The 24,150-nt window shown below is 43.3% G+C and carries 22 protein-coding genes and 4 pseudogenes; 14 read left to right on the top strand and 12 right to left on the bottom strand.

The features are described 5' to 3' along the window. The first annotated feature begins 59 nt into the window (after positions 1 to 59). The 6 genes and pseudogenes from B5D54_RS10970 (at position 60) to B5D54_RS10950 (ending at position 5,040) form a co-directional block, all read left to right on the top strand. Positions 60 to 3,065: a Tn3 family transposase gene (locus B5D54_RS10970; protein WP_078926593.1), complete on the top strand. Its 3,006-nt coding sequence runs from the start codon at positions 60 to 62 to the stop codon at positions 3,063 to 3,065. 27 nt (positions 3,066 to 3,092) lie between these two features. Continuing rightward, positions 3,093 to 3,314: pseudogene (locus tag B5D54_RS10965) on the top strand (DUF2787 family protein); the annotation flags it as partial. Between the two features lie 3 nt (positions 3,315 to 3,317). After that, the gene (locus B5D54_RS16920) at positions 3,318 to 3,494 is read left to right on the top strand and encodes a hypothetical protein (RefSeq protein WP_115174025.1); all 177 of its coding nucleotides are present in this window, start codon (positions 3,318 to 3,320) and stop codon (positions 3,492 to 3,494) included. A gap of 138 nt (positions 3,495 to 3,632) precedes the next feature. Next, positions 3,633 to 4,367 carry a transcriptional regulator gene (locus tag B5D54_RS10960; protein ID WP_078926592.1) on the top strand — a complete coding sequence of 245 codons (735 nt, stop codon included), beginning with the start codon at positions 3,633 to 3,635 and terminating at the stop codon, positions 4,365 to 4,367. Between the two features lie 29 nt (positions 4,368 to 4,396). Next, positions 4,397 to 4,765 (top strand): hypothetical protein, encoded by a 369-nt coding sequence (locus B5D54_RS10955; RefSeq protein WP_078926591.1) that lies wholly within the window; start codon positions 4,397 to 4,399, stop codon positions 4,763 to 4,765. Positions 4,766 to 4,812: 47 nt separating this feature from the next. Beyond that, positions 4,813 to 5,040, top strand: a complete 228-nt coding sequence (locus B5D54_RS10950; RefSeq protein ID WP_078926590.1) for a hypothetical protein — start codon at positions 4,813 to 4,815, stop codon at positions 5,038 to 5,040. A 161-nt stretch (positions 5,041 to 5,201) separates the two neighbouring features. Here the strand turns inward: B5D54_RS10950 and B5D54_RS10945 are convergent, their stop codons facing one another. From B5D54_RS10945 to B5D54_RS10925, 5 genes and pseudogenes are all read right to left on the bottom strand, one after another. Then, positions 5,202 to 5,423, bottom strand: a complete 222-nt coding sequence (locus tag B5D54_RS10945) for a DUF7683 domain-containing protein (protein WP_000273139.1) — start codon at positions 5,421 to 5,423, stop codon at positions 5,202 to 5,204. Positions 5,424 to 5,425: 2 nt separating this feature from the next. Next, positions 5,426 to 6,058 (bottom strand): annotated as a pseudogene (locus B5D54_RS17225) (colicin E3/pyocin S6 family cytotoxin); the annotation flags it as partial. 149 nt (positions 6,059 to 6,207) lie between these two features. Further along, positions 6,208 to 7,350, bottom strand: a complete 1,143-nt coding sequence (locus B5D54_RS10935; protein ID WP_078926589.1) for a glycerate kinase — start codon at positions 7,348 to 7,350, stop codon at positions 6,208 to 6,210. 217 nt (positions 7,351 to 7,567) lie between these two features. Continuing rightward, entirely contained in the window at positions 7,568 to 8,893 is a 1,326-nt protein-coding gene (locus B5D54_RS10930; protein WP_078926588.1) for a 6-phospho-alpha-glucosidase, read from the bottom strand. A 65-nt stretch (positions 8,894 to 8,958) separates the two neighbouring features. After that, positions 8,959 to 10,545 (bottom strand): PTS transporter subunit EIIC, encoded by a 1,587-nt coding sequence (locus tag B5D54_RS10925; RefSeq protein WP_078926587.1) that lies wholly within the window; start codon positions 10,543 to 10,545, stop codon positions 8,959 to 8,961. A 234-nt stretch (positions 10,546 to 10,779) separates the two neighbouring features. Between B5D54_RS10925 and B5D54_RS10920 the strand changes: the two genes are divergently transcribed. Beyond that, positions 10,780 to 11,514, top strand: coding sequence for a GntR family transcriptional regulator (locus B5D54_RS10920; RefSeq protein ID WP_078926586.1), 735 nt, complete (start codon positions 10,780 to 10,782; stop codon positions 11,512 to 11,514). A 71-nt stretch (positions 11,515 to 11,585) separates the two neighbouring features. Next, positions 11,586 to 12,382 (top strand): IS5 family transposase gene (locus B5D54_RS10915; RefSeq protein WP_115174026.1). Its coding sequence is split into 2 segments (ribosomal slippage): positions 11,586 to 11,924 and positions 11,927 to 12,382, totalling 795 coding nucleotides; the frame shifts between segments, so codons are not numbered across the junction. Positions 12,383 to 12,694: 312 nt separating this feature from the next. Here the strand turns inward: B5D54_RS10915 and B5D54_RS10910 are convergent. The 5 genes from B5D54_RS10910 to B5D54_RS10890 all read right to left on the bottom strand — a co-directional run bounded on the left by B5D54_RS10910 (position 12,695) and on the right by B5D54_RS10890 (position 15,497). Beyond that, positions 12,695 to 13,141, bottom strand: a complete 447-nt coding sequence (locus tag B5D54_RS10910; RefSeq protein ID WP_078926585.1) for a ribonuclease HI — start codon at positions 13,139 to 13,141, stop codon at positions 12,695 to 12,697. A 66-nt stretch (positions 13,142 to 13,207) separates the two neighbouring features. Continuing rightward, positions 13,208 to 13,408 (bottom strand): AlpA family transcriptional regulator, encoded by a 201-nt coding sequence (locus B5D54_RS10905; protein ID WP_078926584.1) that lies wholly within the window; start codon positions 13,406 to 13,408, stop codon positions 13,208 to 13,210. A 64-nt stretch (positions 13,409 to 13,472) separates the two neighbouring features. Beyond that, entirely contained in the window at positions 13,473 to 14,069 is a 597-nt protein-coding gene (locus B5D54_RS10900; protein WP_078926583.1) for a YagK/YfjJ domain-containing protein, read from the bottom strand. A gap of 59 nt (positions 14,070 to 14,128) precedes the next feature. Next, complete coding sequence (locus B5D54_RS10895; protein ID WP_078926582.1) at positions 14,129 to 14,797, bottom strand: inovirus Gp2 family protein; 669 nt, start codon at positions 14,795 to 14,797, stop codon at positions 14,129 to 14,131. Between the two features lie 64 nt (positions 14,798 to 14,861). After that, positions 14,862 to 15,497 carry an inovirus Gp2 family protein gene (locus B5D54_RS10890; protein ID WP_078926581.1) on the bottom strand — a complete coding sequence of 212 codons (636 nt, stop codon included), beginning with the start codon at positions 15,495 to 15,497 and terminating at the stop codon, positions 14,862 to 14,864. A gap of 508 nt (positions 15,498 to 16,005) precedes the next feature. Between B5D54_RS10890 and B5D54_RS10885 the strand changes: the two genes are divergently transcribed. The 3 genes and pseudogenes from B5D54_RS10885 to B5D54_RS10875 form a co-directional block, all read left to right on the top strand. Beyond that, complete coding sequence (locus B5D54_RS10885) at positions 16,006 to 17,259, top strand: hypothetical protein (RefSeq protein WP_078926580.1); 1,254 nt, start codon at positions 16,006 to 16,008, stop codon at positions 17,257 to 17,259. Positions 17,260 to 17,817: 558 nt separating this feature from the next. Beyond that, positions 17,818 to 18,142, top strand: a pseudogene (locus tag B5D54_RS10880) (helix-turn-helix domain-containing protein). Continuing rightward, a pseudogene (locus B5D54_RS10875) lies at positions 18,135 to 18,380 on the top strand (HipA N-terminal domain-containing protein); the annotation flags it as partial. The pseudogenes B5D54_RS10880 and B5D54_RS10875, both read left to right, overlap by 8 nt. Before the next feature lie 19 nt (positions 18,381 to 18,399). Here B5D54_RS10875 and B5D54_RS10870 read toward each other — a convergent pair. Then, positions 18,400 to 19,269 (bottom strand): AraC family transcriptional regulator, encoded by an 870-nt coding sequence (locus B5D54_RS10870; RefSeq protein ID WP_078926578.1) that lies wholly within the window; start codon positions 19,267 to 19,269, stop codon positions 18,400 to 18,402. A gap of 106 nt (positions 19,270 to 19,375) precedes the next feature. On the opposite strand from B5D54_RS10870, the gene B5D54_RS10865 reads away from it, so the two are divergent. The 3 genes from B5D54_RS10865 (at position 19,376) to B5D54_RS10855 (ending at position 23,552) form a co-directional block, all read left to right on the top strand. Continuing rightward, on the top strand, positions 19,376 to 20,524 hold the full coding sequence (locus B5D54_RS10865) for an aminotransferase-like domain-containing protein (RefSeq protein ID WP_078926576.1): 1,149 nt from the start codon (positions 19,376 to 19,378) through the stop codon (positions 20,522 to 20,524). A 520-nt stretch (positions 20,525 to 21,044) separates the two neighbouring features. After that, positions 21,045 to 21,686 (top strand): leucine efflux protein LeuE, encoded by a 642-nt coding sequence (gene leuE, locus B5D54_RS10860; RefSeq protein ID WP_078926574.1) that lies wholly within the window; start codon positions 21,045 to 21,047, stop codon positions 21,684 to 21,686. A 96-nt stretch (positions 21,687 to 21,782) separates the two neighbouring features. Next, entirely contained in the window at positions 21,783 to 23,552 is a 1,770-nt protein-coding gene (locus tag B5D54_RS10855; protein ID WP_078926572.1) for a bifunctional lysophospholipid acyltransferase family protein/GNAT family N-acetyltransferase, read from the top strand. Here B5D54_RS10855 and B5D54_RS10850 read toward each other — a convergent pair. Further along, complete coding sequence (locus B5D54_RS10850; protein ID WP_078926570.1) at positions 23,525 to 24,115, bottom strand: molecular chaperone TorD family protein; 591 nt, start codon at positions 24,113 to 24,115, stop codon at positions 23,525 to 23,527. The two genes, B5D54_RS10855 and B5D54_RS10850, sit on opposite strands and share 28 nt — an antisense overlap. Between the last annotated feature and the right edge of the window lie 35 nt (positions 24,116 to 24,150).

The raw sequence follows: 24,150 nt of genomic DNA, 5'->3' as shown, positions 1-24,150 counted from the left end.
AAATGGGAAAACAATACGTCACTGATTTGAGTTTGTGTAACCAATAAGAGATTTTGGCTATGCCCGTAGATTTTTTAACCACTGAACAAAAAAATAGTTACGGGCAATTTAATGGGGAGCCGAATGATGTTCAATTGGCGCGGTACTTCCATTTGGACGAGGCTGACTTAGCTTTTATTACACAAAGACGTGGTGAACATAATCGATTTGGAGTTGCGCTGCAATTAGGTTGTGTTCGCTTTCTTGGTACTTTCTTGATCGATTTAAATCAAATCCCAACGAATACCCAATGGTTTGTCGCAAGGCAACTGAATATAACCAATATTGGTATTTTGTCTGACTATTCTCAGCGCGAAACCACACGCCGCGAGCATACCGCTCTGATCCGCAATCAGTATGGTTATCGTGAGTTTGTTTGGCCGTGGTCATTCCGGTTATCCCGCCTTCTCTATAGCCGGAGTTGGATCAGTAATGAACGCCCGAGTTTACTGTTTGATTTAGCGACCGGATGGCTGATCCAACATAAAATCCTTTTACCAGGCGCATCAACTTTAACCCGTTTAATTTCACAAATCAGAGACCGAGCAGAAAACCGATTGTGGCAGCAACTATCCAGTCTCCCAAATTCGGATCAGCAAGCTAGGTTGGATTCCTTACTACAAATTCCTGAAGCAGCCAGAACAACACACTTCGACCGTTTTCGTAAGGGGCCGGTCAATGTCAGTGGCCCTGCATTTAATGAGGCTATTGAACGTTACAAAGCACTTCAAACCTATGGAATAACTGAACTGGATTTTACTGGTATTCCTCCCGTCCGGTTTAAACATATTGCCCGTCATGCTGGAATGATCTCGGCATACAAAATAGGCCGTATGCCGGAGACTAAGCGTACTGCGATACTCGTGGCTTTTGTGAAAGCCTATGAAATTATTGCATTAGATGAAGCGTTGGATGTACTGGATCTTTTGATTACAAATATCGCTGGCGAAGCGAAGAAATTAGGACAGAAAAAGCGTCTTCGTACTCTAAAAGATTTGGATAAATCTGCACTGGCTTTAGCTAAAGTTTGTGCTCTGCTGCTAGACGACAACTTAGATGATGAGTCGCTACGTCCGTCAATCTTTGCTAAATTTTCACGGGAAAAGCTAGCGCAATCTATTTCTAGCGTACACGAGTTAGCCCGACCTTATGATGACAATTTTCATGAAGAGATGGTTGAACAGTACGGGCGAGTTCGGCGTTTTCTACCAAAACTGCTCCGTGATATCGAATTTTCCGCCGCTCCTGCGGGAGACAAAACGCTTGAAGTTCACCAGTACTTAGCGCAACTACTCGACTCAAAAAAACAAATTCTTGATGATGCGCCAGTGGATATCGTATCTAATCCATGGAAGCGATTGGTATTAGATAAAGGTGGTCGGGTGACTAAACGAGGCTACACACTGTGTTTTTTGGATAAATTACAGGATAGCTTGCGCCGACGAGATATCTATGTCGAAAACAGCGATCGCTGGGGCGATCCGAGAGCCAAACTTTTGCAGGGGCAAGAGTGGCAGTCCAACCGAATTCAGGTCTGTCGATCACTGGGACATCCGCTAAACGCAAAAGAAGCCATCGATGCGTTAGTCAGGCAACTGGATACAACCTATCATCAGGTTGCCGCAAATTTTGACGATAATGGTTCGGTGGATATTGATATCTCGGGGAAACGACCAGCTCTGACCATCACAAATATTGATAGACTAGATAACCCTCCGAGCTTACAGGGATTATCCAAACAAGTTGAGGCGTTACTTCCTGCCGTAGACCTCACAGAACTACTACTTGAAGTCAATGCTCATACTGGCTTTGCCGATGAATTCACTCATATTAGCGAATCTAACGCACGTGCCAATGATTTAACGGTAAGTATCTGCGCCGTGTTACTGTCCGAAGCTTGCAATATCGGCCTTGAGCCACTGATAAAGTCTCATATCCCTGCTTTAACCAGACACCGACTCAGTTGGGTTAAACAAAATTATTTACGTGCTGAAACGTTAGTAAAAGCCAACGCGAAACTGGTCGATTTTCAGTCTACTCTTGCACTAGCTAAGCATTGGGGCGGAGGTGAAGTTGCCTCTGCTGATGGGATGCGATTTATCACACCAATAAGAACCGTCAATTCAGGTGCGAACCGAAAATACTTTGGCTCCAGCCGTGGTATCACATGGTATAACTTCGTCTCCGATCAGTTTTCTGGATTTCACGGAATCGTTATACCAGGAACACTACGAGATTCCATATTCGTACTCGAAGGGTTATTGGAACAGCAAACCGGATTAAACCCTACTGAAATCATGACAGATACAGCAGGAGCCAGTGACATGGTCTTCGGCTTATTCTGGTTATTGGGATATCAGTTCTCGCCAAGGTTAGCCGATGCAGGCGAATCGGTATTTTGGCGCGTAGATAAAGAAGCGGATTACGGTGTACTCGATGAGCTAGCACGAAACTGCGTAAATCCACAAAAAATAGAGCTTCACTGGGATGACATGATGCGTATAGCAGGCTCTCTTAAACTGGGAAAAGTGCAGGCATCAGAACTGATTCGGTCGTTGCTCAAAAGTGACCGACCATCGAGTCTTGCTCAGGCCATTATCGAAGCTGGTCGTATCAATAAGACATTATATTTACTGAATTACATCGATGATGAAGACTATCGACGCAGAATACTAACCCAATTAAACCGAGGCGAAAGTCGTCATGCCGTTGCCAGAGCCATTTGTCACGGTCAACGCGGTGAAATCCGCAAACGTTACCGAGAAGGGCAAGAAGATCAATTGGGTTCGCTTGGCTTAGTCACTAATGCCGTTGTGCTGTGGAATACCATCTATATGCAAGCTGCATTAGAGCACGTAGAACGACAAGGTGAAACACTAAAAGATGAAGACATTGCAAGACTATCACCACTCAGCCATAAACATGTGAATATGTTGGGGCATTACTCATTTACATTGACCGAACAGGTTTTAAATGGTGAGTTAAGACCGCTTAAACAGCCGTCAGAACAGGAAGATTTTGCTTAGCGTACGTTTTCGTTCCATTGGGCTTCAGACCCCATCACTGACTTTGCTTATATGGGCAACTACTACCCAGAGCTAGAGCGCAACTTGGATTTTGATTTTCGGGTTGGACAGTTCTTTGTGGCCTATCGTGGCTGGCTACCGATGCAAGGTAGCCGTGATGCCAAAGAGCTGTATCGACTATGGGAGAATAACTTTCTTGCCTATGTCGATATGGACTCCTACAACGAGATAGCCGTCACCCCGCAATAACTCATGACTTCCTTTCTTCTACAAATCATCAAACTTGTCACTGCCCTCATTACGTTGTTCTCCCTTTCTCCGTTCTTCGGTGCCATTGGAGCCTTATCCACTTTAGGGTTTCTGGTGGTACTGTTGATTGGGTTACTGGCAGCGATTGCCGAGCTCAGTGATAAGCATAAACCTCGTTAATGTTAATTAATTCACACTTTTATGAAACGAATTGATTGCATTTTAACCGTTGGACATTATGTGTCTGACCCACCTCTATTCTCCCGACATTAAATGTCCGACTCCGGTGTGGAGCTTTGATGTATTGAGAGCGTAGTCATGAGCAATAAAACCAGCATTGAAGGGTTATCCGCTTTGCTGCACACGCTGATGCTTATTCCTCAACATCGATGGATCACCGTTAGGGAGTTGCAGCAGCAGTTAGCCCTACTCGATATCCACCGCACCACGCGTAGCATTAAACGCTACCTCGATGAAGTCATTGTGGAGGTGTTTAACGTGGAGTGTGATTCGATGAGCATGCCCCATGTTTATCGGAAAACTTCAGAGCAATTACTAAAACTCAACAAGCAGGAAATGCTCTATTGGCAACTGACCAACAAGTACTTACTGCCGCTGGTTCCTGATGCACTGAATTATGGACAAGGGTCCTCCTCGGAGAGAGACAAACCCTTGTCCCGTATAGCTTCAGCACATTCAAAAGAGCAAGCATGGTTAGCCAAGGTACATGTTGCTTTGCCCACGATTCGCGAGTGGAGTGACGAGCAACGGCACGTGTTGAATGCGGTACACACGGCATTACTGCACAACCGTATGCTCAAGATATCTAGCCAAGTATTGCAGCAAGAGAAGGCGCTCATTGAGCCACTGGGACTCTCGGTTCAGTGTGACGCGCTCTTGCTGCTCTTTCGATTATCCGGCCAACACACGATACGAACCCTAGCCTTGCCTTTGATTGATGAGGCCAATGTATCGACGTTTTCTTTTACCTATCCGACTGATTTCAATCTTGAGTGGTTCATGCGTGAACACGATGGAATCAGTGCGTCCTGAATTCCACTCACCGATAAGGAGAGCCCGTTATGACATTAATCAACACCCTACTCCGATACGCCGCTATGAGCATCCTGTTTATCGGGCTCACCGCTTGTGACGACCAAGAAGAGACTCAAGCAGCAACGGCTGATATTGAAGTGTCTATATCAACTAACCCTCACTGGGGAACATTGGTCTTTGACCTGCAAGCCATCACCGACAGCACCGTAATTAGCGATGTGGTGATTAACCGAGGCAACTGCCGATTACCCGCAGGCACAACCTCAGAGCTATCAAGAAACGTTTCATTGCAGTTCGGCCAAACCTACACCGGATACAGCAACAACTGCACTGTGGACAGCGTGAAAGAAATCGAAGTCACCTCCAGTGCTGGCACCTTTGTCTACACCTTCTAACTTTCAACTCCCAAAGAACACACTCAATCAACTCGTAAGGATAAACTATGAACAAGTCAACTCTACTCATTGCTACAACGTTAGTTTTCTCTACCTCTTCCGCCTTTGCTGGTGGAACACTGGGCGGTAACCCATCCGCAGATTCGGGAGCCGTCAACGTCAGTGTTGGCAAGTGCACTCAATACAAAATGGATGTAAAAGCGGCAAAACAAGCAGGTAAGGATACATCTACCATCACCGTTCCTGAAGGCTGTGAAGCCATCACAGAAAAGTAATACCACTAGCAACGGTAAAAACGACAATGGGGAGCAATCACGCTCCCCATTCTTTTTTGTCTCAATACACCAGTTTGAAGGTATATGTTATCTGTTAAAAAGCGGCATAACTCTTAAAAACAAGCAATCCAAAATATCCAATTCATGCGTCAAACACAAACCTAATCAATGACTTCACATATTGAGATGTCACTTTCAACCTTTTGAAAGGTATAGCCTACACAAGCTTCTATTTCAGATAATTGAGCGGGAGATACATCTGCACAATTCCCCTCTAAAGCAAACCCAAAAATCCTCAATACATCATCACCGGATAAACCTTTCAGCTCAATCTCCATTACAAGTTCTTCAGTGTCCTTATTGTAGAAATTCAATTCATACATAACTATTTCTCCACTTTTCTCTTCGGATCTTTAGGTTTAGTCTGCTCTCCTGTCTCATGGTCAAACTCACCTATATGGTTACCATTCTTATCATATACTTCCACTTTACCGTGTTGGGAATCCCATTCATAAATTCGCTTTTTATCTTTCCATCTCGGCCTTTTTTTGCCACCACCTTGCACATATGTTTTCTCTTTGGCTTTTCTAGCTTCAGGGAATGCAGGTAATGGAGGATTACCTCTTGGTGCTGGTACATACTTAAGATTCGTAGCTGAACCTGAACTAGGCTTGTTGAAAACAATATAGAGAGGAAGCAAGCCAGCATCAGCAGGGAAGGTAACAATATATTCGGCAAGCTCTTCCTCGGGATAGAGAGCCGTGCCTATCTCTTGTTCATGCTCTTCAATAGGACGAACCCAGATATTGTGAACATCCAGCTGATCATTTTCGGGCAATACAGTATCAGGTGTTAGTACATCCGTTGAGCCATCCGGTGTCCATGTAATGGTAATCCCATTCTCTAGCTCAGCAACAAAGTGCTGCCCTTGTCGCACAGCTTCACGCTTCGCAACTCGCTCACCATAGACACTACCCTCTCCCGTTTTGATGCCGACAACTTGCTGTTTACCATTTTCGGCAAGCCCACTAGAGCCTTATCTCTTTGTAGACAGCCAAAGTGGAATAAGGATTTTATTCTGAATTTAGGCTACTACTCTTCGTGAATTCACTATTACGCATCAAAGCCACACGAATCAATACTGCCTCTTGAACTACGACATAACCCTTAATCCAATATTTGAGCGCCAAGCTTAAGCGTGGCGGCGATATTGCGAGCGGTACGAATCAGATTGTTACTCGCCTCGTTCAATACTTGTTCTAGAGACTGTGGTGATCGAACGGTTCCGAATGTGCTTGTAATGGTGCTGTATAAGTCTTCGATTTCATGACCAAGGGAACCTGCAATACCAATAGTTGGAATACCTTTGCTTTGTGCAAGCTTAGCAATACCAAAAGGTGTTTTACCTTGTAAAGTTTGGTTATCCATCTGCCCTTCGCCAGTGATCACAAGATCTGCACCTTCTAGTACTTTGTCTGCCTCTAACACATCCAATATCATTTCAATGCCTCGTTTGATTTGAATATCAAACACCAGAGATAATCCCAACGGCGAACCTCCAGCCGCACCAAAACCTTGGGTATCTGAGTGATTAACCTGAGTATGACTAGCGCTCACAGAGGCAAAATGACAAATTGCACTATCGAGTGATTGAACCAACTCCAGCGTAGCGCCTTTCTGCGGACCGAAGACATAACTGGCACCATTCTCGCCTACTAGCGGGTTTGCCACATCACACGCCACGATAAACTCAACGTCCTTGCTACGTGGGTGGATATCGGATAAATCAATAGTCGCGATTTCTGCTAGCGCTGCGCCACCAGGATTAACTTCATTTCCTTGATTATCAAGCAGTTTAGCTCCAAGTGCTTGTGCGATACCCGCACCTGCATCATTGGTTGCACTGCCACCTAAACCCAAGAGAACCTTAGTCACACCGAGATTTAAAGCCTCTTTAATCAGCTCACCGGTACCAAAACTGGTGGCAATAGCAGGGTTACGATCCTCTGAAGTGATCAAATCTAGACCGGATGCGGCTGCAAACTCAATCAATGCCGTTTGTCCATTGTCCAAAAGCGCCCAACTAGCCATAGTAGAATCACCCAATGGCCCCATCACTTGTGATTGGCGTACTTCGCCTTCAAGCCCTTGCAGTAGCACTTCTACGGTACCTTCACCGCCGTCTGCCAGTGGCAGATGAACATACTCAGCATCAGGTAGTACCTGAGCAAAACCAGCCTCAATGCTTTCACATACCTGCTTGGCCGTTAGGGACTCTTTAAATGAATCAGGAGCTATAACAATCTTCATTATTGTTCACCTTGTCCGTCTTATTGCGAAGACGGAACTCAGAATAATTAAAACTTAGCCTGAAATGACGTCGCCAGACATAATTAATACTCGTTGCCTCGTATATAAAAATACCCAAACGAATAAAGTACGTTTGGGTATTCGGAGCGAGTCAATGCGCCAACCGTAAGGGGGGAAGTGAGCGCATTGAGAAACCAATTACTAATACCAGTTTGTCTTATGCAAGTTCTGGCCAGTAACCTTTGTTTGCTTCAATCAGTGCATCGAGTACTTTACGTGCTTTTTTCGCATCGCCAACCGTGCGGTTTAGCGTTAGAGCTTGTAGTGCTTTGGTGTAAGAACCTTCAAACCAAGCTTCTACCGTTAGACGCTCGTAAGCGAATTGGTTTTCAATCATACCTTTGTAGAACGTAGGGATCTTACCCACACCGTATGGGCGAGGGCCGTTAATGCCAAGCTCAGCAGTCACTTCAACCATAACATCGTTGTCTAGGTTTGCTACTAAACCGTTGTTCTCAAGGATCACCACGAACTTACGCTTTTGGTTGAATGCGATTGACTCTGCGATTTCCACGATCATATCGCCGTGCGCATCGTTATGTACCACACTAGAATTTTTGGTTGTACCATCAAGCACAGCTTGGCGACACTCTTCAAATACACGCTTTTCACGACCATTCATTACTTCGTTTGCTCGAGTAAATTCAGGATCCAGTTTAGATAGTTTGTACTCTGGGTATAGGTAGTACTGTAAGTATGTATTCGGCAGATAATCTGGGAAATCACGTAGCATGTCAGCAACTGCTGCATAAGTGTCTAGCCAAGATTGATCGCGCTGCTCTGCATCAACAGGAATGAAGCCATTCTCTGCGATGTAGGCTTTTAGTTTAGGCGCAAGATCTTCACCTTGTTGATTGTATAGGTGAGTAAACCAACCAAAGTGGTTCAGGCCAAAGTACACTGGATCAAATTCATTTGGATCAACATTGAGTAGGCGACCGTATGAGCGCAGCAAGTTTACTGGTTGGTCACAGATGTTTAGAATGCGATCATCATGTGGGAAACGTTTTTTCAGTGCATCTGCAACGATAGCCGCTGGGTTGGTGTAGTTTAAGATCCAAGCCTGTGGTGAACGCTCACGTACATCTTCAACCATTTGGATCATGTCGCCAATCGAACGCATACCGTAAGCAAAGCCACCAGGACCACACGTTTCTTGACCGATAATACCCATTGATAGTGGAATTTTTTCATCTTTCTCGCGCATTTCGTAGCCGCCTGTACGCATTTGGCAAAGTACGAAGTCAACATCTTTATACGCCACGTTAACATCAGTTGTGTATTCAAACTCTAACTCTGGGTAATCCTCAGAGAAAAGTAGTTTCGCATATTCACCAATCGTTTCTTGACGTTCTGCGTTTACATCAAACATGACTAGACGGTTTAATGGGAAGGTGTCTTTACGTTTACATAGTGCTTTTAATAGACCCGGAGTCCAAGTTGAACCACCACCGACAAGAACAATATTGAATGCTTTTTTCATCTTACTTCTACCTATATCAAATCTGGGAAATGGCCCCTGCCATCAGGGGCGATAATTAAAATGGATTAAATTGCGAGCGCTTTTTTCACATCGTTAGCGATACTTTCCACTTGTGGGCCGTAGATAACTTGCACATCCACATCGCTTGCTCGCTTAACGCCTGATGCGCCGGTTGTTTTTAAAAAGTCCTCTTGCACTTTGCTGATATCGTTCACTTTGACGCGTAGGCGAGTGAAGCAGTTATCAACCAGTTGGATGTTGCTTGAACCACCTAGACCTTCGATGATACGTGTCGCTTGTTCTGATGCATTACCCACTACTTCCGTGCTGCTTTCTTCTTTTTCACGACCTGGTGTCGCGACATTGAAGCGCGTGATCACCATGCGGAACACGAAGTAGTAAATTGGGAAATAACAAGCGCCTACAAGTACTGCAAACCACCATTGAGTTTGCGCACCACCAAGAACACCGAATACAAATAGGTCAATCACACCACCTTGCACATTACCTATCATCACGCCAAAGAGATGCATCAGGGCGAAAGATAAACCCGTCATGATGGCGTGAAAAACAAACAGTAGTGGGCTAACAAAGATAAAGCTGAACTCTAGTGGCTCAGTGATACCTGTTGTAAAAGAAGCTAGTGCGCCTGCAATCACTAGGGCTTTAACACGAGTTTTGTGTTCATCACGTGCGCAGTGGTACATCGCAAGCGCCGCACCCGGTAGAGCGAACATCATCACTGGGATCTTACCTTGTGCAAGGAAACGAGTTGCTTCTTTAACAATCTCATTGTCAATACTGCCTGGATGAGTTAGGGCATAGTTAAAGATACTCAATGCACCTACTACGCTTTCACCGTCTACGTTAGCAATACCACCGATAGGCGTAAAGCGTACCGTTTCATTTAGAATGTGGTGTAAGCCTGTCGGGATCAGTAAGCGCTCAGCAAAGGCAAATAAGAAAGTACCAAAGCTGCCTGCTTGACCAATGAACTCACCAATTTTTGCAATTGCCGCACCAATGGTTGGCCAAATTAACGACATTGCAACACCGACAAGAGGTAGAACAACGACGGTAATGATCGGTACAAAGCGGCGACCACCAAAGAAGTTAATCGCAGTTGGTAACACAATGGTGTAGAAACGGTTATGCAGAGCGACAGTAACGAGACCTGCAATCACACCACCAAGAACGCTCATGTGGTAAGAAAAGATACCTAGTGTGTTACCAAATTCAGCGGCAAACATCATCGCTGCCGTCTTATCCATGCCTTGCGAGACAAGATAAGCAACCGATGTGGTTTGTGGTGTTAATCCCTGAGCCAATAGTGAGTAGTTCACCCCTACGTGCATTGAGATAAAACCAATAATTGCTGCAAATGCTGCGGTTGGTTTCTCTTGTTTCGCTAAGCCGATAGCAGCGGCTACAGCAAAGAAGAGTGGAAGATTGCCGAACAGTGAGCCGGCAACCTTACGGATAAACCCCAGTATCAATTGAACAACTTCAAGTTGGTTGAATGATTGTCCAGTGATGTTTGGGTTCTGTAAGGCGGCGGCTAAACCAAGGAAAATACCTGCGGCGGCGATAACCGAAATCGGCATCATCAACGCTTTCCCTAAGTCTTGTAGCTTAGAACCTAAGTGTTTCATCGTGTGATATCTCCATATCAACATTTTTATTATGGTGTTGATTAGACGCCCTCTTAGGTATAGTTGTCTATACAACTATACCATTTATGTGAGGTTAATCACTAACCATCTTTCAAGTGTCAATAATCACGAAATGATTTAACTGTAATTAACATTATCATTAATAGTAATTGTATAGTTGTGTATTCAAGTACAGCAAGATAGGATAAGCCGTCTTCAAACAAGGGGTAACGCATGATAGACAAAGAATCTCATGTTCCTATCTATCTGCAAATAGAGCGCATTCTCACGCAGCAGATTGAACAAGGCATCTTACATACCGGAGATTCCATTCCATCGGAAACGGTACTCGCTGAGCAATACAAAGTATCACGAATGACAGCACGTAAAGCGGTCGACTATTTGGTTCGCCAGGGCGTGGTTGAAAGGCAGCGTGGACGTGGCACATTTATTTGTCAGCCAACCCAAGAGCTTAAGATGGCTTTGCCACTAGATAGACACTTAACCTCTAGTGAAGTTGCTACCTCGCTTAACTTACCGATTAGTAACAAACTGCTGCATCTCGAGAAGATTGAAGCGCCTAATCATATTGCCCAAGAGCTTGGTTTAGAGCCTGGTAGTTTGGTTTGGTATATGAAACGGTTGCGTTTGGTGGGGGAGATCCCATTTGTATTTGAATCATCTTATATGCTCGCAGAACCCATGTTTGCCGATCTAGAGTCGCGTCATTTAAATAGCTCTAAATACAGCTATCTTGCAGAGAAAGGGCAAAAGGTCGGCGGTAGCCAAAAACGTATTCGAGCCGAGTTGCCATCTGAAGAAGTGCGCATGCTATTGGGATTGAAACGAGATGAGCCAGTGCTGTGCGCTCATAGTATCGCGCGCCTAGAATCAGGCCAAGTGTTTGAAGCTTCCGATATCTATTATAATCAAGAGCATTATACGTTTACTTTAGAAGCAAAAAGATAACGAATAGCACTTAGAACCTATCTCAATAGGTGTTGTCTGAGTTAAATCAACACCTATTGAAAATACTGTAAATGAGTTCAACACAATACTTAACCTCCGATGCGCTCTGGGAAAAAATAGAGCCATTGTTGCCCGTTCACAAGACCAACCATCCTCTCGGTACGCATCGAAAACGTGTCGATAACCGTGATGCGATGAACGGCATTCTTTTTGTTCTCAGAACTGGTTGTCAGTGGAATGCACTTAACGCGACAGGTATTTGCACCTCTAGCTCTGCACATCGTCGTTTTCAAGAGTGGCGAGATGCAGGTGTCTTTGAACGATTTTGGCAGAATGGCCTGATTTACGAGGGTGTTGATTGGCGTGCGATATCATTGGATGGTTGCCAAACAAAAGCGCCTTTAGCGGACTCAAAAAAGCAGGCAAGAACCCAACAGATAGAGCGAAACAAGGCGTAAAACGCAGTTTATTGACGGATGCGAATGGATTGCCACTTGCCGTTGTCAGCGATGGTGCGAACGTCCACGACATCAAGTTGGTACTGCAAACTTTAGATGCATTAGAGTGCTATCGTCCACCATTGAAAGTGCCATTGTATCTAGACAAAGGGTATACAGGGCAGTTGTTACACGATGAGTTGGTCGCTTTGAACTACATTCCCCATGTTCAATCACGTGCTGAAGAGGCCGCGAGCTTAAAACAATCGGATGATTTTAAGGCTCATCGTTGGGTTGTGGAGCGAACTCATAGCTGGCTAAACCGTTATCGTAGATTGCTTGTTCGTTGGGAAAAGAAAATTGAAAACTACGAGGCCATGCTGCATTTTTCTTGTGGCCTCATTGTTTGGAATAAATCCCTTTTGGGATAGATTCTTAAAACATTCTGTCAAAAATAAATCGCGAGATGAGGCTGACCTATCCTCAAAATACTATTAGCCTACGAGGGCATAACATAACTCAAAGGTGATCAATTTAGCCTTCCATGGATCGCAGCGAGTTGCCTGAGAGGCTGTTCATGATCTTCTTAACAAGAGTGCTAGAAAGCCAAATGTGTAAATTGAAGTCTAATGCCCACTCTCGCTTCCTCATCGCATCCACCTTCAGATATATGTTATCTAGAAAAACGCAAATCACAGCCAATAGCGGCTTGTTAGATTGAGCCTACAAACCGCATTGTTACATCAATCGATATCACTCCTAGCAGCATCAACTGCTAACGAATCCGCTATCTCATTCCCTCTAACACCAGAATGAGCTTTGACTTTAATTACCTCGACATACTTTCTAGAACGCAGTTCATCGACTTGTTTCCAGAGTTGCCGATGCTTAACCGGCTTCTTATTCGCTTTACGCCACCCTCGGTCTTTCCAGTCATCAAGCCAAATGTTGAAACCTTTAACACAGTAATCATTATCTGAATAGATAACATCACCATCTTCGGCATACTCCAGCCCTTCGATAAATGCCAGTAACTCCAGTTCCGCACAATCCGTCTCTCGGTCAATGGTGATGCTCTCTTCATGGACTATCTCATTGTCTTCATCCATGACCACCAGCCCTATACCACCTCGCATACAGACGTGTTGATTGTTTGGTGCTGCGCCGTCTACGTAAATTGAATAGCTCATTTTTTATCTCTCTAATTGAAAAAGAGCGCATGACTTTGCTTAGCCAGCGCCCTGTTGATGTTTGTGTTACTGAAAGGATTCTTGGTTGTCTCGCAGTGCTAGACGTTGCTCCATCCATTCCTCGATTTCACTTTCGACCCAAGCTACCGCTCGTCCGCCGAGTGGGACACTTTTAGGAAAATCGGTGTCATCAGCCATGAACTTGTAGATAGTTGAACGGCCTAGTCCTGTTAGTGACATCACTTCTTTTAGTCGTAGAAATCTCATGGGAATTGTCTCCTCTTGTATATACCCATGTGATAAGCCGCAACTGTAAAAAAATGCAGTCGGTCTACTCCAAGCTAGAGCCAAAGAAATAACGCTTTTCTTGCCACGCTTCAGCAAGACTGCTCATCCGTTTATAGACGCAGTTCTTTATGTCAGTGTCTGTGCTCTTACAGCGTGTGCCCAAGCTATAATTCCCTCGGTCGTTCAGTTGGACCATTGAACGCTCATTACCTTTGTAGTGCTTTTTCATCGTTTCTCCCCAAGCTGTTTTCAGATGCCCCACAATTTCATTACGCTTGTCCATGGAAATAACATCACCAAAATGCTGTTTATAATCAGTAAACAACATCACTTGATAATGGTGCGAACGGCTATCCGCTCGCTTACGCCACACGTAATGCAACGAATCGGTGTTCAGCTTCTCTTTTAAGATTTCAAAGTAGTCCTTAAGGGTACTGAGATCAGTGTCTTGATGATCTTTAGGCAGGTATAAGTCCAGACGTGTAGCGAGAGCGATGTCAAACTGACTGAGTGCCTGTTCAAAGACATCGACCATTGAGGTCAGTGCTGATTCGTATAACCCCTTGTCGCTGTAATACAGCGGGTAATCTTCAAACGTTCTATCCAGGGTAATGCTTGGAAGGTAGGTTCTATTCGCCATGAGTAATACCTTTTGTGTGTTAATGACATAGGCATTACTCGCGTTGTATTTTTTTAAGGTCAGTCGTGACTGCAACCAAAGCCCTTGTTCCGGTGATCGTTCAAGTTGGTAATGGGCTTCGCGAGACGACTGATTCGATAGAAGAATTCGTTTAACTGCAACGGAAACGATTCTGTATCGGAGAATAGTTCAAAGCCCTCATTAGTCGGGGAATACGCTAATCCAGAGCATGGGTGGCTGTAATTAGCTTCAACCACCCTATCCCATGTCTTCCTCACTTTTTTGTAGATAAAACGCCCCCATCCCTCTCGTCCAGTGCCTAAGTTTTGAAAGATATCCCTATCAAAGAGCAAGATAAGATGATGATGCTGGCTGGCGGACTCACTCGCCTTCGTCCAGATATAGCGAATGACCGTTTGCTGGTATTGATAAGTTCTGTCGGTGTATTTGTCTCTACAGAGCTCATTAGTCTCCGATTCTAAAATACGAAAGAAATGAGCAAACACCGCTAGGTAATCACCCTCAAAGTCACTCGGTAGATTTAGGTTGATGTGAACAGCATAGATTCTTGGATATTGATTTAGTGCTTCAGTCAGTACTCGGTCGGTCTTCTCTAGGTATTCGAGAACGAGACCATCTTCAAAGTAGTAGAGTGGTTTCCCATTGAATGTTCTATCATGAGTGATGATGTGGGCTCGTTGATGAGCCACGTTGAGTTGATGAGTCATGATTGGTTCCTGTGGTTTGTTGTGATTCCCACAGGAACTGTTTCCAACGTAATTTTTAAGGGGATTAAGAGCTAGTTGCGAAGTTTCTCATAGTCCCTTCGTATACCTTTGAGTTAGGTTTCGCGAAATAGCACACCCTTTTGAATAGCTCATTCTTCGATTGTTCAATATCTGATGCTTTCAGGTTTAAGCGATACACACCATTTTTGCAGAAATGAACTAGTGCTGGTTTCTCCTGTTTGATAGCACTGCACCAAGCTCGCTTAATCAAGTCGGCTAGAGAGCCGTCTGACGCTCCTACATCCCCGAGTTGATAATAGATATCTTTGTTCAGGAAGAGTGCAACGTGGTAGTGGTACTGCTCAGAGGTATTCTTCTCTTTTGCCCAGATGTAACTGGTCTTGTTCTTTAACCCCCTTCCCCAGCTTTTCTCTTTACGTTTTATATCTACGTCCAGTTTGGCATTTAGAGATTTGAAGAATCGAGTGATGACTTTCGAATCTGCATCATCGAAATCTTCGGGTAAGTGTAGGTCTATCCGAAAGACGGATAGCCTAGGATGATACTTCAATGCTTTCTCTATCAATTGAGAAATCTTGTAGAGGTAAAACTTACGATAGAAGAATCGTTGCTTTCGTTTTGTTGGTTGAGGTAGGTCGTAGTTATTGAACTTGTCTTCAGATGTGTACTGGTGATTCATGGTGTTGTTATCCCTATTCGTGTGTCTCTCATACACACAGGGAGTAACGTTAATTTTAGTAGTTGGTGGGTTTATGTATATTACCTATACCAACAAGTTGAAAATAACTTCCACACCAAAACCATAGCATAAATTCAGATCCAATTGCCAATAATAATATCAAACTCAACTTACACCATCTATTTCACCACCCATATATTACTTTCATCATAAATCACAAACTCGAAACTTAAAAATTAATATTACATTAAATTTCAATCATGCTAATATAATGATTGACATAGCAGTAAGAATTCAAGTAAATAAAATTAACATTTGAAAGGTCAATCTCACTCACTAATTTTTTTCCAAAAAAAGTTGACTAATTAAGAAAACACAGAAACGGCAAAAACCAACATAAAAACAACATCAATCCCACACTAAAAAACAAAAAAACCACTGTAAATCTGTAAAAAAACCTGTATATTTCTTACAACATTCCCACAAAAGTCTTACGTAAGGATTCAGGATGAGTTCATATCGCTATTTAGAATTAATAAAAAAATCAACTGAAAACGAATTAAAACGATATATTAGAATCATTGAAACAGAACTTGGATATAGCGAAACAATTACTAGTCTTAATAATCACAAGAAGGCTAACCTTGAATTAACATTAAGTGAGTTGATTAGTAATAAATTAAGAATCGCGAGAGAAAAACTAGATAGCGGACACTTATCCGAGAGGGAAGAATATAAACTAGGCGATTGTATTGACGAGCTTTTTGCTCAATCAAGAGAGATTAGTTATGAATTTAGCAATCACATCGGATGGCTAGATAGAGAGCCAAGGGCCCTTTACTTTTTTGTTGTTATCGCTCGTGCCATAGTTGACACAGGCAACACAGAGCTTAGCTACCCTGTAACTGAATTTTCTTTCGAAGCCAAGTCAGAGTCAAAAGATCAATCCAAATCACAAAGTTTTTCAGCAGTAAAATACTTACTTAAAGACACCGACTACCTAGAACCGCTAAGCAAAATCTGTCCAAACAAAAACCTCTCGACCTACGAGAATCTTGTTAGTGCACTAGAAGTCATCATCACCTCAAGATCACCAAGGGAACAGAAAAGCACATACCGCTTACTTGAGGATATAGAAAACCTATATGAGACTGTTTTCGTTAACAGAAATGCAGATAGAAAAGCCTTTAAAACAGATGACGCTGAGTTAATCAATCGGTATTACCGATATTTAACAAAAAAATACCCATACACCGGGTTATCCATGACAGAGGATATCGATAAGCAAAAGCAAACAATCATGTGTATTTTCGATGTACTTTGTGCGACGAACGATCCAGACACGTTTAAACAGTTAGAAAACAAATTGGTTGAGAAATTCAATAGAAGTAAAAGGGACAAAGCAAAAGGTAAAGTACCAAAGACGACTAAAGAAGAAAAAACACTAACATTCAGTGAGGTGGATTGGGCTAAGTTGATCGAGCTTACTGGCAGCGATGGAAAAAATGAGATTAAGGCCAAGCTTAAAAAGTTGATCGATAGAGAATTGGAAAATCGAAAAAATGCTAAAGAGGGCAATGTAGATCAAGATTCCAACGACAATCTTCAAGCAACTCAAACTCACCAAGAACAGCAAGAACAGCAAGAACAGCAAGGACAGCAAGGACAGCAAGGACAGCAAGGACAGCAAGGACAGCAAGATGATCGTTTAAGACGTTTTTTATCTAAAGAAAGAATATATGCTGATCTGTTAAGTCAATGAAGCGGCAGAACAACATAGTTACGCTTTCATCCAAAACAGTGGAGCGATTAGGTTCAGGCTAATTGCAATGTGATCTAGCCAAGATTTTTCGTAAATCACTCTGATTTTGAAAGAACGATGCTGTTGGTTTCTTCGTGATGTACCACCAAATGTACCAATGAATAAAATGAAAACCAGTAAAACTTTTATTTAACAATAAGTTAAAATACAAAATTGAGTCTGGGAGGGCCACCAAATTTTAGAAGGTTAGTAAGCGTAGTGTTTACTAACCTTTTTTGTACCTGACGATTTTGGGTCAGACAAGCATTCCGATCACGTACTCTTCTCTGCCTTCTTCCAATACTAATCCGAATACTACGCTGTTGCCAAATGTGTCCTTCTGGCTGATAAAACTCTCTCATAGAGAACAAAGAGAGGTATTAAACTCGCAAACCAACCATAAGTAACTTAAATTGCACTTATAGATAATTTCTTATACAGCCACTACAAAAGTGAGTTATAGTGAACTTATATGTTAAGACGAACCCAACAGTGACAAAAGTACATTAAAAGACACTTATGAGAAAAGGTAAGATGGTAAAGACACAACCTATGCCTGATTTGAATACCGAGTTCAGTATGGAAACGCTGGGGAGCGCCATTCGCTCAAAGCGCACCGATAGATGATGATCTCGCTTCAAAAGCCAACCTATCTCGTAGAACAGTCATGAAAGTAGAAAAAGGCGATACCAGTGTCACCTTTGCCAATGTACTCGTCCTCATGGACATCTTAGGGCTATCTTTACGCCTTATCGATTTAAACCTATTTGTTCGTCCACATAGCCAAATAACCTCCCAAGTTGAAAACAGCGTGAGAAGCAATGAAGACGGTTGGTATGAGTAAGTTACAACAGTTAGACGTGTTTATCGGTACGAATACCAAAATTGGTCGTTTGATTCTTCCTGTCGGGACAGAAACCGAGTTCTCATTCATCTATGAAGATGAATGGAAACACACTGGTTTCCCAATTTCGCCACACATCCCTTTCGATGATCGGGCTTCGCCACGTAGTATCGAGAACTATCTCAGAAATCTTCTTCCTGAAAAAAAAGCCTTTGAGGAGATGATACAAAATACCACTAGGTACTTGAATTCTCTTATCAAAAAATGCTGATCGGCAGATAGAAGTCAATTTCAAATCGTTCATCAAGGCTGAGAAAATGATTTTTATGATAGTGAACATAAGCAGGAGTTGAGCGCAATTTATAACGTGATTGAGGCAACCACTTTTCAAAAATCTGGCTCACTTGAGGTAATAATTCGCCATAACGACCTTGCAGCCGAAATACCGCATGTAAGCCGCCGGGGATCGTTAACTGGTTCACCACCCCTCTCAATTTTACTGGTTTATGAATTTCCAAGCAGGCGACATAACGACATTTATCTAATTCAACCCAAGCGGGGTTTGAATGGTGGAGTCCAAACTGCTGAGTCATATCTCGCTGTTCTTCCTTCGCCCAATGAATTAATGCATTCCAAGAGTCACGAATCGAACGATTATAACCTTGATGCCGGATATAAGCCGTCAAGCGAGGCTGAGTTTCTATGATTTTTGGCCTTGGTAAAATAAGATTGGCCACTCGTCGATAGCCTTCCGCCACATCGCTATCCTGGATAGGTGCTCGTGTTGACGAAATCCCTTCTCCATGCCGCCATTGGCCCGGAGCGACCTGAAACTCTGCTTTAAATGCTTTAGAAAAAGAAGAAAGTGAGCTAAATCCGCATTTGTTTGCAATATCAATAACCGGAGTTTGTGCATCAAACATTAATTGGTTGGCAGCATACTCCATTCGTGTTCGGCGGATATATTGGTGTACGGCTTCCCCCACAACACGTTTAAAAACACGGTGAAAATGTTGTTCTGAATATGCGGCTAAGTCGGCTAATTTCTTTGCTGACAAGTCATTCGCAATATCTTGATGAATGTAATAAAGAACATCATTGATACGCGAAACATGCTGTGAATTCATCGGTTAAATAATACCCATAAAGATGCACTTGAGCATAAATGGACAAACAATTTTATGCTACCAATCGTACTATGCGAGGCATAAAAATAGAATACAGGAATCAAACATGGACATCGCAGAGTCGTTACAACAAGTGAAATCATCCTATATCCGTGAAATCCTCGCGGCGGCCAGTGATAGCAAGGTGATCTCTTTAGCGGGAGGGTTACCGGATGAAGCAACCTTTCCCATTGAGCTAATGCGATCCACACTCGTGGGGCTAGCCGAGCATCCTCACGTTTTTCAGTATGGCGCAACCGCAGGTTATAGCCCACTCATCGACTTTCTAAAAAATGCGTTTGCTCTGCCCGCAAGCCATGAGGTCATGATAACAACAGGATCACAGCAAGGGTTAGATCTCATTGCTCGGGCTTATATTAACCCTGCGGATAAAGTTGTTATGGAAGCACCTAGCTACTTAGGTGCAATGCAAGTGTTTGGGTTAGCTCAAGCTCACATTGTCACGGTTACGCAAACACCTGAAGGACCAAACCTTGAAGAGTTAGCACAGTGCTTCCAATCTCAACAGCCTAAAATGTTTTATGCTGTCCCGGATTTTCATAACCCCACAGGTATCAGCTGGAGTTTGAATACACGTAAAAAAGTAGCTGAACTCTGTAAAACATTTAATGTCGTTTTAGTGGAAGATGTCCCTTACCGTGAATTACGTTTTGCCGGTGAAGTCTACCCATTGGTCTCTGATTTCTGTCCAGATCAATCCATTGTTTTGCGCTCTTTTTCTAAAATTGCCTCTCCGGGGTTAAGATTAGGGGCCGTTTCAGGCTTGCCCTCCTATTTAGCGCCAATGATTAAAGTTAAACAAGGGGCCGACCTTCATTCCAGTGTTCCCATGCAAGCCTTGCTACATGGCTTACTCGCCAACCCTAAATTTCCGGAACACCTAGAGCAGATTCGTACACTATACCGCGCACGTTATGAAGTGTTATTTAATGCTCTGAAAAGCGAATTACCTGAAGGCTGTGAACTGAACCCTATAGATGGCGGCATGTTTATCTGGCTCTCCATTCCTGAGTGTGACACTTTTGAACTGGCTAAACAGCTACTGGCTGAAGGGGTTGCGGTTGTTCCTAGCCCTGTTTTTTACCCTGATCCAGATGAAGCCCCTGCGGCGTTGCGGCTTAATTTCACCAATTCAACTGAGCAAGAACTAATGAAAGCCGCTCACTGTTTAGCTTCCGTATTAAAACAGCATTAACTGATGGTTTAGGGGAGAACACCTCCCCTTTCATCTACTCAATCAGCCAATTCAAAATCAAAACAACTATAAACTCAGTAAAATACAGAAAAAACCACCAATAACAATCGAAAAACTGGATGATTTATCCAAATCATGAACAAAAACAGCACCCATCCAAACCCAAAAGAAAAATCAAAATATAACTTCAATTTAAAACTAGAAATCAGACATTAAAACCACAATTAAAGCAATTATCTAGATATAAGAACCATAATATAGAAAATAATTAAACAGATATTTCAAAAATAATAAAGAACGTTATCATACGCACAAGCTCACTCCATTGAGACGACATTCCGTTTGAATGCCACCCCATCGAGTAACTCGACATCTGTGCACTGGCCTCCCCTTTTCAATGGCCATGACAAGATGGATTACCGATGTTGTTCACATCATTGATCATCGAACAATGGAAAACATGAGCTCATCGCACGCTGGTGTGCATTGACTTTATCGATGTTGTTTTTGCGAGAGTGGTATGTTGGAAAATATCGGAATTATTAATCTTTGGGCTTATTTAGTCGGCGTCTTTTTGATTGTGATCGTCCCCGGCCCTAACTCTATCTTTGTATTAACGGCCAGTGCTAAACATGGGGTGAAAGGCGGGTATAAAGCGGCTCTTGGCGTGTTTACTGGGGATGCTTTACTGATCTTTTTCGCTTTTTTAGGGGTGGCGACTCTCGTTAAAAATTCCCCCCTGCTCTTCCATGTTATCCAATATATGGGGGCGGCATACCTCTTCTATCTTGGAGCGAAAACCATTATTCACAGTTTCCGTCAACGTGATCAAGCCATAGAACGTAATAACGTAGGCAAAAAGCACCAAGGTCTTTACCTAAAAGCCTTGGGGCTGAGTGTATTGAATCCGAAAATGATCATTTTCTACGTCTCTTTCTTTATTCAATTCATCGATTTTAATGCTGAAAGCACTGGGCTCTCTTTTTTGGTTTTGGGTTCGATACTGGAACTATGCAGCATGCTCTACCTTTCCGTGCTGATTTTTGCTGGGTTTGGCATCACCAATAAAGTGAAACAAAATCAAAAATTAGCCAAAATGTCCAATACCTTCATTGGTTCGCTGTTTGTCCTCTTTGCTTTAAGGCTGGCACTGACTGCTTAATGCTTAACAGCGACACAAAAGTTTCATCGCTATGCAGCGTTACTGACATTAACCACTTTTAGCATAACGTCACAAGCACAAGTTTGTGAGGACGTTATGCTACCCACTAGCCCGTTTAAGCTACCCAGAAAAACCCCTTTTGGCCTTGCCGAACACTTTGCAGAGTGGGCAACCGGCCTGAGCAAACTGGATGAATTTTATGCTCAACGACCAGCGCTCTGTACTACGGAACAATTTTTACGCTTTACACTTGATGTTTTAGGGATTGATTATCAAGTCCGTAAAGGGGCACTTTCCCATCTCCCAGAAACCGGGGCTACGGTGGTGGTTGCCAACCATCCATTAGGCTGTGTAGAAGGCATTATCTTAGCGAAGTTATTGCTGGCAAGACGCAGCGATGTGAAAATTTTGGCAAATCACTATTTAAAAACCGTGCCAGAACTTGATGCCCTGTTTATCGGCGTGGATGTCTTTACCGAGGGAGCCACCAATAACACCAATGTGATCGCCTTACGTCAAGCGCACAAGCACCTTGCTCAAGGTGGCGTACTGCTTATCTTTCCGGCAGGAGAGGTTTCCCACTGGGTTGACCACAAACAGAAGCGGCTGGAAGACCGAGAATGGAGCCACTCCGTCAGTCGTCTAATCAAAAAGCATCAGGCTAACGTTGTTCCTATTTATATTGATGGTCAAAATTCTAAACGCTTTTATATGGCAGGAAAGATACACCCACTACTGCGGACACTGCTGCTGGGGCGTGAATTGCTCAATAAGAAGCAGCAATGTATTGAACTGTTTATCGGAGAAGTGATTACGTTTAAAGAGATTCATCAGTTAGAAGACCACACCCTCATCAATTATTTACGCTTAAATACCTATTTACTGCAAAACACGAATACCCTCTCTCGTAATAAAACGCAACAAGATCGAACCTTGCCTCCTGTCGTTGACGCCATCCCCAGCTCGTTCCTACAGCAAGATATCACGCGGCTTCCCGATGAATGTCATTTATTAGATCATCAAGATTTTAGCGTCTACTGCGCCAATGCAGAGCAGATTCCAGCGATCTTGCATGAGATAGGTAGAATACGAGAAATTAATTTTCGCCATGTCGGTGAAGGAACGGGGCTCGCGCTGGACTTGGATCATTTTGATCGAGACTACCTTCATCTGTTTATTTGGGATCACGCTAAGCAGGCTGTGGTTGGGGCTTATCGCCTCGGATTGGTGGATACGATCCTACCGAGAAAGGGAATAAATGGGCTCTACACCAGCACGTTGTTTCATTATGATTCACGTTTTTTACAACCGATGGGTAAATCCATTGAAATGGGGCGTTCTGTTATTGATATCACCTATCAAAAAAGTGTCGCTCCCCTATTGCTATTGTGGAAAGGAATTGCAACCTATGTGTATAGAAACCCACAATATACTCATCTATTTGGCCCAGTGAGTATCAGTAGCGACTACAGTGAACTCACTCGTCAGCTATTAGCCGACACCATGACGTTGCACTATTATGATCAAGCACAAGCCGAGTTGGTCCGAGCTAGTCACCCTCTCAGCTCAACGACACCGATGCCATGGAATGCAAGCTTACTCTCAGCCTTAGCCGATTTACAATTGCTGACACGTGTCATTGCACGCATTGATGAAGGAAAAGGGATCCCTGTTTTACTGCGTCAATATCTCGGGCTCAATGGCAAGCTTGCCTGTTTTAATGTTGACCCAGATTTTAATGACTCTCTAGACGGCCTCATCGTGGTCGATTTACGGCAAGTGCCATGGCAAACGCTCGCACGTTATATGGGAAAAGAACAAGCCATGGCATACTTCAGTCAGCATTCGGTTACGATACCTTCATGAGAAAATGAAGACTTATCGCTTGCATGAGCTTTTAACTGCGTTAAAAAACATTCTGCAATGATGGCCAAACCATAATAAAAATCCGTCTCTGAGCAAGCGGACTTTAATTGCTGTAAATATTGGTCAGCCCATGGCAATAGGTGATCGGTTAGCAAGGCTAATGCTGCACTATCTTGCTCTTGCTCAAGAAAATGTGCCAATGCCAATAGCATCAACCCAAACTGATCTTCAGGCTCATGATTGGCGAGTTGCACTTCAATACTGTGTTGTTGCAAAAATTGGCGATAAGCGAGGGTGCTCTCTCCCATGACAATCTGTTCTGGATCTAAATACACCGATCCCCAGGGCGGAGCTGGCATCTCCCCGATCCCTTCAAATAACAGGCTAAATTGCTCTAACTGAGGCTCCGGTAATGCTTGGCACAAAGTATGAATTTGTACTGGATTTGCCCAAGAAAAGTACTCAGCTAAAGACGGCAAATCTTGCTGAGCAGACAAAGCCGGCACGCTGTGTGGTGGGTAGTAAAATAAGCTACCTAAAACTCGAGGAACCACCGCTAACATAAGCTCTCCTTTCTATTCGAAAAAATCAGCCTGTT

The organism is Vibrio cincinnatiensis DSM 19608, assembly GCF_900167345.1.
In the GTDB taxonomy this organism is placed as follows: domain Bacteria; phylum Pseudomonadota; class Gammaproteobacteria; order Enterobacterales; family Vibrionaceae; genus Vibrio; species Vibrio cincinnatiensis.
Note: the sequence above shows the minus strand (reverse complement) of the source record. Positions and strands in the feature narration are given on the sequence as shown.